This window comes from Streptomyces sp. NPDC101393 (genome assembly GCF_044767385.1).
GTDB lineage: Bacteria > Actinomycetota > Actinomycetes > Streptomycetales > Streptomycetaceae > Streptomyces.
Window position 1 is genome coordinate 480,005 of record NZ_JBIWNU010000008.1, and the last position, 13,802, is coordinate 493,806.

A 13,802-nucleotide genomic window follows, 5' to 3' on the forward strand; every position below is an offset into this window, starting at 1 on the left:
CGGCGGTGCTCCACCGGGAGAAGGGGAACTTGAGGTGGCCCGCTTCTACGAACAGCACGGCAGGCGCCCGCGCCGGACGGCCGGCCTGGCCGCGGCGGTGGCGATGACGGCGGGGTCCGCGGTGATGCTCACCGCACCGGCCGCACACGCCGACGTCGTCGACGTCAACTACCAGTGCAAGACGCCGATCGGGAACAAGGGCGCGGTGTCGCCCATCGACATCAAGAGCACGCCCAGCGGCGGTGCGTACAAGCTCGTCATGTCCTTCCAGAAGGGCGTCTCCTCCAGCCCCGTCGAACTGGGCAAGGGCGCGATGAAGCCGAGCGCGCTGATCAAGCTGGGCGGCGCGGAGAGCGGCACGGTGCCGGTCTCCGGTCCCCCCAACGACAAGGCGATACCGGCCAACACCCCTATCAAGATCAGTGACTTGAGCGGTACGTACACGCCCAAGAGCAGCGGGAAGGTCACCTTCACGGCCTCCACGCTCACCATCAAGGCCCTGGGGACGACCACCACGTGCACGCCGAGCAACAGCCCCAAGCCCTCGCTCTCCCTGGACGTCAAGGGGTCCGGCGGCTCCGGCGGCAGCACCGGCGGCGGTTCGGGCTCCTCCGGCGGCGCGGCCACCGGCGGCTCCTCCGGCGGTGAACTGCCGCAGACCGGACCCGCGGACTCCGCGATCGCGCTGGGCACCCTCGGCGGCACGGTGCTGCTCGCCGGCGCGGCCGGTGGGCTCTGGCTGACCCGCCGCCACCAGCGGGCCTGACCCGGGGGCGCGGGCCGCACCCCCGCGAACCCCGCCCCCCCGTACGCGTACGAGCAGCAGGAGCCGCCGATGCCGTTCCGTACTCGCGCAGCGGTCACGGGCGCGGTCCTCGCGACCGTCACCGTGCTGCTGTGCCCTGCCGCGGCTGCGGCCCGGCCGGGTGCCGCACCGGCCGCACCGCGGGCCGCCGCCGAACGGTCCGCGCCCGACTGGACCGCGGCCCCGGCGCCCGGTGGCGGGGCCCGGCCGAGCGGGCGGGACCGCCCGTACTTCTACCTGGAGGGCGGCCCCGGCGCCGTCATGAACGACCGGATCTCGCTCGGCAACCCCACCGACCGGGCCGTCACCGTCCACCTGCGCGGCGCGGACGTCGGCAGCGGCACCGGCGGCGGGGACGCCGCCGGGCGCGGCTCGGGCTCCGGTGCCTGGGTCGCTTTCGCCGCGAAGGAGGTGCGGATCCCGCCGCGCACCCGCGCGGGCGTCCCGTTCACGGTGACCGTGCCGCGCGACGCGGTCCCCGGCGACCACCCCGGCGCGCTCGTCGCGACCCGCACGGGGCCGGGAGGCGGGGAGCGGCGCGTACGGATGCATCTGCGGGTGTCCGGGCCGACGTTGTCCGCGGTGACCGTCGAGAACGTGTCGGTCGGGCGCAGGGGGAGTGCGGCGGTCATCCGGTACACGCTGGTCAACCGCGGCAACACGGTGCTCGCCCCGCGGCTGGCGGTGCGCGCCGACGGGGTCTTCGGGCCGGTGCTGCGCCGCGCGGCCCGCGCCCTGCCGGTCGAGCTGCTGCCCGGACGGCGCGTGCAACGCACCGAGACATGGCCCGACCCACCCGGCCTGGACGCGGTCGACGTACGGCTCGACGTGTCGGCGGCGGGCGCGGCAACCAGCTCGGGCAGTGCCCCGTACACCGCGGTCCCATGGGGCCTGTTCGTCGCCGGGGCCCTGGTCCTGACGGCCGGTGGCGGTGGCGGGTGGCTGTGGCTACGGCGGCGTACGGCGACGCCGGCGGTCCGGTCACAGGACGAAGGGGGCGCCGAAGTGGCCGAGGACGAACGGGAATTGGCGAGCACCGGGTCAGGAGCGCGAGCGTGAAGGGCGAGACGGGTATGTCCACGGCCACCACCGCGGCCGCGGCCGCGGCACACCGAACGGCGTCCGCCGGCCCGCACCGTGCCGCACGGCGGGCCCTGGCGGCGCTCGCCCTGTGCGCGGCGTCGGCCCTCGCCTTCGCCCTGCCCGCCGCCCCCGCCCTCGCCGCCGGCTCCGCCGCGGAGTCCGCCGTCCGGGCCGACGCGGTCCCCGGCAAGCCCTCCGTCCAGCTGTCCGAGAAGGAGGCGGGCAAGGGCGGCAGCATCACCGTGAAGGGGCGCGGCTGGCGGCCCAAGGCGCTGCTCACGCTGCTGATCTGCGGGCAGAACATGATCGGCGGGACCAACGCCTGCGCCAACGGCGACGGACGGGCCGTCACCACGGGCGCGGACGGCACGTTCCGCAAGAGCCTCCCGGTCGCCGAACCTCCCAAGCCCTGCCCCTGCGTGGTGCATGTGGCGACGGTGACCGGCGCCGCCGATGCGGCCGACGCCGCCTTCAAGGTGGCGGGCCACCCGGTGGCGCCGCTGCCGAAGGAGAGCAGCGGCGGACGGCTGGCGGTCCTCGACCAGCCGCGGCTGGCGGGCAGCAGCGGCCTGCTGAACTGGTTCGGGGCCCCGCCGCAGCGCGAGTTGACGGTGACGGTCGGCAATCTCGGCTCCGCTCCGGCCAAGGACCCGGTGTTCGAGGTCGGCACCTCGCACGGCGTCTTCGCGCCCCAGTGGGAGGAGCAGCAGTGGCGGGGGACCGTACCCGCCGGGAAGAAGGCCGAGGTCAAGCTGCCCGTCGAGCTGGCGGCCGGCGCACACGGGGACTACCAAATCTCCCTCAAATACGGCGGCAAGGTGCTGGTCGAGCAGCCCTGGGGGGTCGGCAGGCCGTGGGGCGTGACGCTCTTCTGGGTGTTGCTGTGCCTGGTGGTCCCGACGGCGGTGTTCCGGGCCGGGATGGCGGTCGTGGACCGCGTACGGCCGCCCGCCCGCCCCACCCGCGGCAGCCCTGCCCGCACCCGCCGCCCCCGAGACGCCCGCAGCCGCCGCAGCGGCGGCGGCAGGCGTGCCAGAAACGGAACCGCACGCGGCGGCCCGGCGGAGGGGCCCGGTACGCCGGGCGACTCCGGCGCGCTGCCGTGGTTCACCCCGGACACCGCACCGTCCACCACCACATCAAGTGAACGACCGACGTCGAAGGGGTCCATGTGATGAGGCAACGCAGGAGAGCGGGGATGGCCTCGGTGGCCGCCCTGATGCTCGCGGGTGCGGGCGTCATGGCGGGTGCCGGACCGGCCCAGGCCGCGGACGCGGCGTACGAGACGGAGTGTCTGCCGCCGCCGATCTCGGGGCTGCCGCCGATCGAGGGCACCACCAAGGTGACCATCAGTGCGCCCGCGACGGCGAAGGTCGGGGACGAGATCGAGGTGGTGTGGAAGACGGTCGAGGGGGCGTCGAAGAACCCCGACATCCTCGATCTGGCGGCGAACACCGTCCAGCCCACCGGCAAGATGAAGGTGGCGGGTGCGCAGACGGGGGAGCTGGCGATGGAGGGGCCACGGGAGAATCCGCCGATCCCCAAGAACAGCCCGATGAAGCTGTCGGACATGAAGGGCAAGCTCAAGTTGGAGAAGCCGGGTGAGGTCACCCTGGCGCCCGGTTTCTACAACATCAACGTCAACAAGCCGATCTCCACGGACACCAAGTGCACGCCCAAGGCGGAGGTGCCGCCCGCCGTCACCATCAAGGTGACCGACGGCGGGGGCGCGAGCGGCGGCACGACGGACGGTGGTGCGACCACCGGCGGGACCACGGACGGGGGGACCACCGCCGGTACGGATTCCGGCGGTACGGACTCGGGTGGTGCGGACTCCGGCGGCAGCAGTGACGGCGGGGCGAGCGCCGGGTCCTCCGGCGGTACGGGCACGGACCCCGACGGCACCGCGTACAAGGGCAAGGAAGTGCAGGTGCCGTACGCCTGCAAGACGCCGATCGGGGACAAGAAGGCGACCTCGCCGGTGCAGATCAACGGCGTGAAGAAGGGCGGCGCCTTCGACCTCACGGTGAAGTTCAGCAAGTCCGTCATGGACAGCCCGGCCGACATCCCCAAGGGCTCGGTCAAACCGTCGATGGACGTGAAGGTGGGCGGGGCCGACAAGGGGTCCGTCAAGGTGACGGGTCCGGCCAACGCCGAGCCCATCAAGTCGGGCCAGCCGATCGCCATCCCCGACCTGAAGGGGACGTACAAGCCGGGTGCCGACGGCAAGGCGACGCTCACGCCTGGCGTGCTCACCGTCAATGCGCTCGGTACGACGACGACCTGCACCCCGGAGAAGGACCCGGGCGTCTCCCTCGCACTGGACACCACGGCCCAGCAGGGCGGCACCACGGGCGGTACGTCCGGCGGCGCGGCGGGCGGCGACGCGGCCTCCGGCGGCGGAGCGGCAGGAGCGGCCGGTACGTCCGGCGGCAGCGGCGGCCTCGCCGAGACCGGCGCGAGCGACCACGGCGGGCTGACCGCCCTCGGGCTCGTCGCCGGCACCGTGATCCTGCTCGGCGGCGCGGTCTTCACCTTCACCCCGTGGCGGCGGCTGCGGGGCTGATTCCTGCGTACGCGCGAGGCCCCGGATTCTGCGGGGGTACGCGGAAGGGCCCGGCACGCAAGCGCGTGCCGGGCCCTTCCGCGTGGAACGTGAGGTCAGCGCACGTCGCCCATCAGGCCGATGATCTTCTTGCGGTTGAGCCAGATCGCGATACCGGCGAGAACGGCCAGCGCGGCCTCGCCCGCCAGGACGCCCACACCGCTGAGGTCGAAGCCGGCCGTGGACAGCAGGCTGATCACGCAGTCGCCGGCGGTGACGGCGAGGAACCAGACACCCAGCATCTGGCTGGCGTACTTCTGCGGCGCCAGCTTCGTGGTCACCGACAGGCCGACCGGGGAGAGGCACAGCTCGCCCATGGTCTGGATCATGTAGACCACGATCAGCCACATCGGGCTGACCTTCGTGCCGTCCGCCGACATCTGCATCGGCAGGATGAAGACGAAGTACGAGATGCCGATCAGCACCATCGCCATGGCGAACTTGATCGTGGTGCTCGGCTCCTTCATGCGCTTGGCCAGGGCCAGCCACATCCAGGCGAAGACCGGGGCCAGGGCCATCACCCACAGCGGGTTCACGGACTGGAACCAGGTGGAGGGGAAGCCGAAGCCGAAGACGGTGTCCGCGGTGTTCTTCTCGGCGAAGCCGCTCAGCGTGGAGCCGGCCTGGTCGAAGATCATCCAGAAGACGGCGGCGGCGACGAAGAACCAGACGTAGCCGCTGACCTTGGTCTGCTCGTCCGCCGACAGCTCCTTGTCGCGCTTGATGCGCACCAGCACGGAGATCGGGATGATCAGACCGAGCAGCGCGATCGGGACCAGCGCCCAGTTCAGGGTGAAGGTGCCGGTGCCGATGACGATGCCGTAGAAGACCGCGGCGATGACGAGCCAGATCAGGCCCTTGCGCAGCCAGGCCATCCGCTCCTCGGACGCCAGCGGGGTGGGCACCGCGCTGCTCTGCGGGCTCAGGTGGCGGGTGCCGATCAGGAACTGCACCAGGCCCAGGCCCATGCCGAGCGCGGCGACGGCGAAGCCCAGGTGCCAGTTGACGCTCTGGCCGATGGTGCCGACGACCAGTGGGGCGGCGAACGCACCGAGGTTGATGCCGATGTAGAAGATGGTGAAGCCGCCGTCCCGACGCGGGTCCTGCGGCCCGTCGTAGAGATGACCGACCATCGTCGAGATGTTGGCCTTGAGCAGACCGGATCCCAGCGCGACCAGCGCCAGGCCGACGAAGAACATCGCCTGCCCGGGGATGGCCAGCGTGAGGTGACCGGCCATCACGATGCCCGCGCCGATGGCGACCGTCTTGCGCGGCCCCCAGATCCGGTCACCGATCCAGCCGCCGGGCATGGCGAGCAGGTAGACCATCGCCAGATAGACGGCGTAGATCGCCGATGCCGTGGCCATCGTCATGGCCAGACCGCCGCCCTGGGCCCCGGGCTTGGCATCCGCGCCGCCGGAGATCAGGTAGAGCACGAGGAGGGCCCGCATGCCGTAGAAGCTGAATCGCTCCCACATCTCGGTCATGAAGAGAGTGGCCAGTCCGCGGGGGTGGCCGAAGAAGGTTTTACCGCCGTCTGCAGGGTTCCCCTGCCGGGCGGCGTCCTTCGTCAGGCTGGACGCCATGGAGGTTCCTTGGTCTGCTCGGGACGCGTTCGAGAACCGTTACGCGCCCTTGTGGGGGTGACCGGCACCGGCGTAGACATGCCCGCCCCCACGTCCGGGGGGTTCGGTACACGCCAGGCGGCACCGGCAGGACGGTCATACACCGGGATCCACGCCCCCCGTGCTGCTAGCGCGGCGGACCCGGTCGACAGGTCAATCACTGTGCATCAAGACTGGTGGTTCCAGCCCCGCACACAACAGGGACCGATGACGCCAGTTAAGAGTCATAGGTCCCGGCGATCGTGCGATGGACGTCCCGACACCATACGTCTGGTTCCGGCACCAGTGGGCTCGGTGAGACAACGCTCACACTCGCTCAGGGAACCGCCCGCCGGGGCCCGTCAGCGGGTCCGCAGGTCATGGCCGCTGCCGCGGCAGGAACGGTCCTCCGGTGGCCCGTCGCGTCGGCTCGCCCCTCGGCCCCAATACATCGGACTACCATCGGGCCATGACCCGTGTACTGCTCGCCGAGGATGACGCGTCCATCTCGGAGCCGCTCGCCCGCGCACTGCGCCGCGAGGGTTACGAAGTCGAGGTGCGCGAGGACGGCCCCACGGCGCTCGACGCCGGTCTCCAGGGGAACATCGACCTGGTCGTGCTCGACCTGGGCCTGCCCGGTATGGACGGCCTGGAGGTCGCCCGCCGACTGCGCAACGAAGGCCACTCCTTCCCCGTCCTGGTGCTGACCGCCCGCGCCGACGAGGTGGACACCGTCGTCGGCCTGGACGCCGGCGCCGACGACTACGTCACCAAGCCCTTCCGGCTCGCCGAACTCCTCGCCCGCGTCCGGGCGCTGCTGCGCCGCGGCTCCACCGCCGAGCCCCAGCAGCCGCCCGCCACCCACGGCGTACGGATCGACGTCGAGTCGCACCGCGCGTGGATGGGTGAGGAGGAACTCCAGCTGACGGCAAAGGAGTTCGACCTGCTGCGGGTCCTGGTGCGGGACGCCGGCCGGGTCGTCACCCGCGACCAGCTGATGCGGGAGGTCTGGGACACCACCTGGTGGTCGTCGACGAAGACGCTCGACATGCACATCTCCTGGCTCCGCAAGAAGCTCGGTGACGACGCCGCCAACCCCCGCTACATCGCCACCGTCCGCGGTGTCGGCTTCCGCTTCGAAAAGAGCTGATCCCGCACCACCGGGCGGGGAGCCGAGCCAGAACCGCCGAATTCCTGCCCGGAGGTCACCGTGCGCCGCCGCCTGATCAACTCCACGCTCGCCGTGGTGCTCGTCGTGATCGCCGTCTTCGGTGTCTCGCTCGTCATCGTCGAGACCCGCACGATCCAGTCGGGCGCGCAGGAGAGCGTGGCGTCCGAGGCGGTGCGGCTGGTGGGGATAGTGGAGAGCCGGCTGGGCAGCGGCGAGAAGATCACCCCCGACATCCTCTCGGAGCAGATCACCGTCAAGCGGTACGCGCAGATCAAGGTGCCGGGCAAGGACGTCATCGAGATCGGCACCCGGCCGTCGGGCGACGTCATCGAGTCGCAGGTGAGCGGTGACCGCGGCGAGTCCGTCACGGTCCAGGAGTCCCGCTCCACGGTCAGCGCCGAGATCGGCCGGACGCTGCTGGTCATTCTGGCCGTCGCGCTGCTGGCGATCGTCGCCGCCGTCATCCTCGCCGTCCGCCAGGCCCGCCGGCTGACCGCGCCGCTCACCGACCTCGCCGAGACCGCCGAGCGGCTCGGCTCCGGCGACCCGCGCCCCCGCCACCGCCGCTACGGCGTGCAGGAGCTGGACCGGGTCGCCGATGTGCTGGACGCCAGCGCCGAGCGGATCGCCCGGATGCTGACCGCCGAGCGCCGGCTCGCGGCCGACGCCTCCCACCAGCTGCGGACGCCGCTGACCGCACTGTCCATGCGGCTGGAGGAGATCACTCTCACCGACGATCCGGACACCGTGAAGGAAGAGGCCACCATCGCTCTGGCGCAGGTGGAGCGGCTGACGGACGTCGTCCAGCGGCTGCTGACCAACTCGCGCGATCCGCGCAGCGGCTCCGCCGTCGCCTTCGACCTGGACGAGGTCGTCAAGCAGCAGGTGGAGGAGTGGCGGCCGGCCTACCGCAGCGCCGGCCGGGCCATCGTCCGCTCCGGCAAGAAGGGGCTGCGGGCCGTCGGCACCCCGGGCGCCGTCGCCCAGGTGCTGGCCACCCTGATCGAGAATTCGCTGATGCACGGTGACGGGACGGTCGCGCTGCGCACCCGGGTCACCGGCAATCAGGCCGTCGTCGAGGTCACGGACGCCGGGCAGGGGGTGTCGCCGGACCTCGGTTCGCGGGTCTTCGAGCGGACGGTTTCCGGCCGTAATTCCACCGGCCTGGGACTGGCCGTGGCTCGGGATCTCGCGGAGGCGGACGGCGGGCGGCTGGAGCTGCTCCAGCAGTATCCGCCGGTGTTCGCGCTGTTCCTGGCCCGGGAGGCCGAGCCGAGCGAGGAGTGAGGCGGGCACCGCCCGCGGGCGGCTACCTGCGGGAGCCGGCGCTGTGCTGCGGCGCCGCGCCGTCCGCGAGGAACGACTCGGCGCGCTCCACGGCCTCGCGCGCGGGCAGCGTGCGGAAGACCCAGGTGCGGTAGGACCAGAAGCGGAAGAGCGTGGCGATGCCGATGCCGAGGAACTTGAAGACGTTGCTCTGCAGCGGGGTGTCCCAGTCGAAGCCGTACGTCGCGGCGTAGAGCACGCCGTTCTCGATGACCAGGCCGATCACGCTGAACAGCAGGAAGAGCGTCAGCTCCTTGGTGCGGCCCTGCTTGTCGCGGTCGCGGTAGGTGAAGTAGCGGTAACCGAGGTAGTTGGTGCCGGTCGCCACGATCGTCGCGACGATGCTGGCCCGGACGACGGGGACGTCGGTCAGATGCCGCATGAGGTTGAACACCGCGAAGTTCACGATGACCCCCGCGCCGCCGACGGCGCCGAACTTCACCAGTTCCCGGCTGAGCGCCTCCAGCCTCGACCGCAGTGCGCTCCGTTCACTCATGGTGGTCGTTCAGCTCCCCGTCGTGGGCGGATGTCCGCGGCCGTCAACGCCGGTCCGCTCCTTCATGCTAACCAGCGGCCGGAGGGCATGTGCCCCGCCCGGCGTCTTCGGCTCCGGGCACCGGTCAGTCGACGGTGATACGGAAGTTGAGGCTGCGGGCGCCGGGCTCGTCGGCGGCGCCGGGGCCGCACTGCCGGCAGCGCAGCAGCCGCAGGTCCGTACGGCCGGTCCGCAGCGCCTCGAAGTCGAGAAAGCGGAAGCCGCCGCCGGGAGGTGCCGGGTCGGAGGTCGCGACGTGCCCGCCGGTGGTCTTGAGGACGGCCGGATCGGGGCGGGGTTCGGCGATGATCCAGCGGTATCCGTCGGCGGGGTCGTCGGGGACCTTGACGGAGAAACTGCCCCCCACCGAGACGGAGATCTCGGGGCTGTCCGCGCCGTAGACCTGCGGGCCGGAGAGCTGACTGATCACGGAGTGCGCCGCTATCACCAGCGCGGCGATCGCGACGGCGATCACCAGCAGCCTGGATTTCTTCGATATTCCGCTGTTCCCCATCCGGTCTCCCCTCCGCCGGGCCCGCGGCCCGGGGCCCGAACACCCGCCCCGGCACGAGCGTAGCCGCGAGCGGCAGCCCTTGTTGATCTTCTTCCGGAGATCCTCGGACACCGCACTCGGAGGATCCTCCAAGGCCGGGTCGGGGCAGCGCGCACGGGCGGATACCCTGGAGGGCGTGACATTCCCGGTAGTCGGCATGGTCGGTGGCGGTCAGCTCGCCCGTATGACCCACGAGGCGGGCATCCCCCTCGGCATCAGATTCAAGCTCCTCAGCGACACCCCGCAGGACTCGGCGGCCCAGGTGGTGAGCGAGGTCGTCATCGGCGACTACCGCGACCTGGACACGCTGCGCGCCTTCGCCCGTGGCTGCGATGTGATCACTTTCGATCACGAGCACGTTCCCACCGAGCATTTGCGGGCGCTGGAGGCGGACGGCATCCCCGTCCGCCCCGGCCCCGACGCGCTGGTGCACGCCCAGGACAAGGGGGTGATGCGCGCGAAGCTCGACGCGATCGGTGCGCCCTGCCCGCGGCACCGCATCGTCTCCGACCCCGCGGACGTCGAGCGTTTCGCGGAAGAGGGTGAAGGCTTCCCGGTGGTCCTCAAGACCGTCCGCGGGGGCTATGACGGCAAGGGCGTATGGATCGTACGATCCTCCAAGGGCGCGGCTGAACCGTTCCGTGCGGGAGTGCCTGTCCTGGCGGAGGAGAAGGTCGCTTTCGTCCGCGAGCTGGCCGCCAACGTCGTCCGCTCGCCGCACGGCCAGGCCGTCGCCTACCCCGTCGTGGAGTCGGTCCAGGTCGACGGCGTCTGCGACACGGTCATCGCGCCGGCCCCCGACCTGTCCGCGCGGCTCTCCGCCCAGGCCCAGGAACTCGCCCTGCGCATCGCCCGTGAGCTGGACGTCGTCGGCCACCTCGCGGTCGAGCTGTTCGAGGTCCGCGATGCCGACGGCGAGCCCGCCGTCCTCGTGAACGAACTCGCGATGCGCCCGCACAACTCCGGCCACTGGACGCAGGACGGCGCGATCACCTCGCAGTTCGCCAACCACGTCCGTGCCGTGCTCGATCTGCCGCTCGGGGATCCGCGCCCGCGCGCCCCCTGGACCGTGATGGCCAACGTCCTCGGCGGCGACTACCCCGACATGTATGCCGCGTACCTCCATTGCATGGCACGCGACCCGCAGTTGAAGATCCACATGTACGGAAAGGACGTGAAGCCCGGCCGCAAGGTCGGACACGTCAACACCTACGGCGACGACCTGGCCGACGTGCGTGAGCGCGCCGCGCACGCCGCCGGATACCTGCGAGGAACGATCACCGAATGACCTCCAGCCCCTCCGGGAAGTCCACCGCCCCGCTCATCGGCATCGTCATGGGCTCCGACTCCGACTGGCCCGTCATGGAGGCCGCCGCCCAGGCGCTCGACGAGTTCGAGATCCCCTACGAGGTCGACGTCGTCTCCGCGCACCGCATGCCGCGCGAGATGATCGCCTACGGCGAGGACGCGGCCGACCGCGGGCTCAAGGCGATCATCGCCGGCGCCGGCGGCGCCGCCCACCTGCCCGGCATGCTCGCCTCCGTCACCCCGCTGCCGGTCATCGGCGTCCCGGTCCCGCTGAAGTACCTGGACGGCATGGACTCGCTGCTGTCCATCGTGCAGATGCCGGCCGGTGTGCCGGTCGCGACGGTCTCCGTCGCCGGGGCCCGCAACGCCGGGCTGCTCGCCGCCCGCATCCTCGCCGCCCACGACCCCGACATCCTGGGCCGGATGCGCGACTTCCAGCAGGAGCTGAACGAAGCCGCCACCGAGAAGGGCAAGCGGCTGCGCAACAAGGTCGCCTCCCCGGCCGGCTTCGGCTTCGGGGGCAAGTGATGGCGGCGGACCCGCGGGTGAGTGACCTCCTCGCGGAGTTCCCCATCGTCGACGGTCACAACGACCTGCCCTGGGCGCTGCGCGAACAGGTCCGCTACGACCTCGACCAGCGCGATATCGCCGGCGACCAGTCCGCGTATCTGCACACCGACCTGCCCCGGCTGCGGGCCGGCGGCGTCGGCGCGCAGTTCTGGTCGGTCTACGTACGCTCCGACTACCAGGGCGACCACGCCGTCAGCGCCACCCTGGAACAGATCGACGTCGTACGTCAGCTGATCGCCCGTTACCCCGGCGAGCTGCGGCTCGCGCTCACCGCCGACGACATGGAGGCCGCCCGCGCGGCCGGTGTCATCGCGTCCCTGATGGGCGCCGAGGGCGGCCACTCCATCGACAACTCGCTCGCCACCCTGCGCGCCCTGCACCAGCTGGGCGTCCGCTACATGACGCTCACCCACAACGACTCGCTGGCGTGGGCGGATTCGGCGACCGACGAGCCGCGGGCCGGCGGCCTGAGCGCCTTCGGCGAGGAGGTCGTCCGTGAGATGAACCGCCTCGGCATGCTCGTCGACCTCTCGCATGTCGCCGCGGACACCATGCGCGACGCGCTGCGGGTCAGCCGGGCGCCGGTGATCTTCTCGCATTCGTCGTCGCGTGCGGTCTGCGGCCATCCGCGCAACATCCCCGACGACGTCCTGGCGCAGCTGCCGGCCAACGGCGGTGTCGCGATGGCCACCTTCGTCCCGAAGTTCGTGCACCCCGAGGTCGGCGCGTGGGTGCTGCGGGCGGACGAGAACATGCGCGCGCACGGCTTCCACCACCTCGACACCACCCCCGCGGGCATGCGGGTGCAGCGGGCCTTCCAGGAGGCGCACCCGATGCCCGAGGCCACCTCGGCGACCGTCGCCGACCACCTCGACCACATGCGGGAGGTCGCCGGCATCGACCACCTCGGCCTCGGCGGCGACTACGACGGCACCGCCTTCACGCCGACCGACCTGGCGGACGTGGCGAGCTACCCGAACCTGATCGGGGAGCTGCTGGACCGCAAGTGGTCCACCGCCGACCTCGCCAAGCTCACCTGGCAGAACGCCGTGCGCACGCTGCGCGCCGCCGAGGACGTGGCACGCGCCGAGCAGGCCGTTCGCGGCCCGTCGAACGCCACGATCGAGCAGCTGGACGGCTGACCGTACGGCTGACCGCACCCCACACGCGCACCGGCGGGCCCTGGCGAAGGGGGCCCGCCGGTGCGCGTTCCGCGTCCGGTCAGTTGTCGCGCAGGCAAAGGCAGAAGGGGTGCCCGACGGGGTCGAGGTAGACCCGGAAGTCCTGCCGGTCGTCGTCGTGCTGGACCAGCTTCGCGCCGAGTCCCAGCACCTTCGCCTCGGCCTCCGGCAGGTCCGCACGCCGCACGTCGAAGTCGAGGTGGAGCTGCTGCGGCTGCTCCTGTCCCGGCCACTGCGGCGCCCGGTAGTCCGTCACCTGCTGGAACGCGAGCCTCCTGCCCTCCGGCCCGGCGACCTCGAACCAGTCCCCTTCGCCCTCCACCTGCCAGCCGAGCACCTCGGCGTAGAAGCCGGCGAGCGCCTGCGGGTCGGGACAGTCCAGTGCGACGACGCCGAGCTCGATCAGAGCCATGGCGTTACCTCCTTATGGAGTCAACAGGTAACCGTGTTACTGCATGATGGCCCTTCACCGGTAACGTGGCAAGGGTGGCGGACCGTACAGCGCCGACGTCCCTGCTGCTGGTGCAGGACCTGGTGAACACCCTCGACATCGAGACCGGCGCGGACACCCTGACCGCGGACGGCGGGCTCGGTGCCTTCCTCGACGACCACGGCCTGTCCGCACTCGCCCCGCGGCGCGGAGAGCCGGCGGCCGTGCGCGGGCTGGCGGAGCTGCGGGAAGCACTGCGGGCCGTCTGCCTCGCGCACACCGCGGGCACCGAGCTGCCGGAAGCCGCCGCCCGGACGCTGGACCGGCTGCTGTCCCGGGCACCTCTCGTCCTCGCCGTCGCCCCCGACGGCGCCACCGCCCTCCGCCCGGCAGCCTCACTCCACGGCACCGACCGGCTGACGGCCCTGATAGCCGCGGGCATCGCCACCGCCGCCGCGGACGGCACCTGGACCCGGCTCAAGGCATGCGAGGCCCACGACTGCCGTTGGGCGTTCTACGACAAGAGCCCGGCCGGCCGCAGCCGCTGGTGCACCATGGCGGTCTGCGGCAGCCGGGCGAAGATGCGGACCTACCGCGCCAGACGCGCGGAGTCCGATCAGTAGCTGCTGGG

The 13,802-nt window shown here is 71.8% G+C and carries 14 protein-coding genes; 10 read left to right on the plus strand and 4 right to left on the minus strand.

The features are described 5' to 3' along the window. Positions 1 to 34 precede the first annotated feature (34 nt). From ACIRQ7_RS26945 to ACIRQ7_RS26960, 4 genes are all read left to right on the plus strand, one after another. Entirely contained in the window at positions 35 to 766 is a 732-nt protein-coding gene (locus ACIRQ7_RS26945; protein WP_404265253.1) for an LPXTG cell wall anchor domain-containing protein, read from the plus strand. 69 nt (positions 767 to 835) lie between these two features. Further along, complete coding sequence (locus tag ACIRQ7_RS26950; RefSeq protein WP_404265254.1) at positions 836 to 1,864, plus strand: hypothetical protein; 1,029 nt, start codon at positions 836 to 838, stop codon at positions 1,862 to 1,864. Beyond that, positions 1,861 to 3,063, plus strand: coding sequence for a hypothetical protein (locus ACIRQ7_RS26955; RefSeq protein WP_404265255.1), 1,203 nt, complete (start codon positions 1,861 to 1,863; stop codon positions 3,061 to 3,063). Before ACIRQ7_RS26950 ends, ACIRQ7_RS26955 begins: the two co-directional genes overlap by 4 nt. A 23-nt stretch (positions 3,064 to 3,086) precedes the next feature. Next, the gene (locus ACIRQ7_RS26960; RefSeq protein ID WP_401473055.1) at positions 3,087 to 4,454 is read left to right on the plus strand and encodes a hypothetical protein; all 1,368 of its coding nucleotides are present in this window, start codon (positions 3,087 to 3,089) and stop codon (positions 4,452 to 4,454) included. Between the two features lie 95 nt (positions 4,455 to 4,549). Here ACIRQ7_RS26960 and ACIRQ7_RS26965 read toward each other — a convergent pair whose 3' ends face one another. Next, positions 4,550 to 6,079, minus strand: coding sequence for a peptide MFS transporter (locus ACIRQ7_RS26965; RefSeq protein WP_401473058.1), 1,530 nt, complete (start codon positions 6,077 to 6,079; stop codon positions 4,550 to 4,552). 487 nt (positions 6,080 to 6,566) lie between these two features. Between ACIRQ7_RS26965 and ACIRQ7_RS26970 the strand changes: the two genes are divergently transcribed. Together ACIRQ7_RS26970 and ACIRQ7_RS26975 are read left to right on the plus strand one after the other, a co-directional pair. Beyond that, positions 6,567 to 7,247 (plus strand): response regulator transcription factor, encoded by a 681-nt coding sequence (locus tag ACIRQ7_RS26970; protein ID WP_006605209.1) that lies wholly within the window; start codon positions 6,567 to 6,569, stop codon positions 7,245 to 7,247. A 60-nt stretch (positions 7,248 to 7,307) separates the two neighbouring features. After that, positions 7,308 to 8,555, plus strand: coding sequence for an ATP-binding protein (locus tag ACIRQ7_RS26975; RefSeq protein ID WP_404265256.1), 1,248 nt, complete (start codon positions 7,308 to 7,310; stop codon positions 8,553 to 8,555). A gap of 22 nt (positions 8,556 to 8,577) precedes the next feature. Here ACIRQ7_RS26975 and ACIRQ7_RS26980 read toward each other — a convergent pair whose 3' ends face one another. Next, complete coding sequence (locus ACIRQ7_RS26980) at positions 8,578 to 9,090, minus strand: GtrA family protein (RefSeq protein WP_401473064.1); 513 nt, start codon at positions 9,088 to 9,090, stop codon at positions 8,578 to 8,580. Positions 9,091 to 9,214: 124 nt separating this feature from the next. Then, entirely contained in the window at positions 9,215 to 9,643 is a 429-nt protein-coding gene (locus ACIRQ7_RS26985) for a protease inhibitor I42 family protein (RefSeq protein WP_401473067.1), read from the minus strand. A gap of 196 nt (positions 9,644 to 9,839) precedes the next feature. Between ACIRQ7_RS26985 and ACIRQ7_RS26990 the strand changes: the two genes are divergently transcribed. The 3 genes from ACIRQ7_RS26990 to ACIRQ7_RS27000 are packed head-to-tail and all read left to right on the plus strand — an operon-like array spanning position 9,840 to position 12,702. Then, positions 9,840 to 10,970, plus strand: coding sequence for a 5-(carboxyamino)imidazole ribonucleotide synthase (locus ACIRQ7_RS26990; protein WP_404265305.1), 1,131 nt, complete (start codon positions 9,840 to 9,842; stop codon positions 10,968 to 10,970). Next, on the plus strand, positions 10,967 to 11,518 hold the full coding sequence (gene purE / locus ACIRQ7_RS26995; RefSeq protein ID WP_404265257.1) for a 5-(carboxyamino)imidazole ribonucleotide mutase: 552 nt from the start codon (positions 10,967 to 10,969) through the stop codon (positions 11,516 to 11,518). Before ACIRQ7_RS26990 ends, purE begins: the two co-directional genes overlap by 4 nt. Then, complete coding sequence (locus ACIRQ7_RS27000; protein WP_401473073.1) at positions 11,518 to 12,702, plus strand: dipeptidase; 1,185 nt, start codon at positions 11,518 to 11,520, stop codon at positions 12,700 to 12,702. The genes purE and ACIRQ7_RS27000 overlap by 1 nt, the downstream gene beginning before the upstream one ends. A 79-nt stretch (positions 12,703 to 12,781) precedes the next feature. Here the strand turns inward: ACIRQ7_RS27000 and ACIRQ7_RS27005 are convergent, their stop codons facing one another. After that, positions 12,782 to 13,153, minus strand: a complete 372-nt coding sequence (locus ACIRQ7_RS27005) for a VOC family protein (protein ID WP_401473076.1) — start codon at positions 13,151 to 13,153, stop codon at positions 12,782 to 12,784. 74 nt (positions 13,154 to 13,227) lie between these two features. Between ACIRQ7_RS27005 and ACIRQ7_RS27010 the strand changes: the two genes are divergently transcribed. Next, positions 13,228 to 13,794, plus strand: a complete 567-nt coding sequence (locus ACIRQ7_RS27010; protein WP_404265258.1) for a CGNR zinc finger domain-containing protein — start codon at positions 13,228 to 13,230, stop codon at positions 13,792 to 13,794. Positions 13,795 to 13,802: the final 8 nt, after the last annotated feature.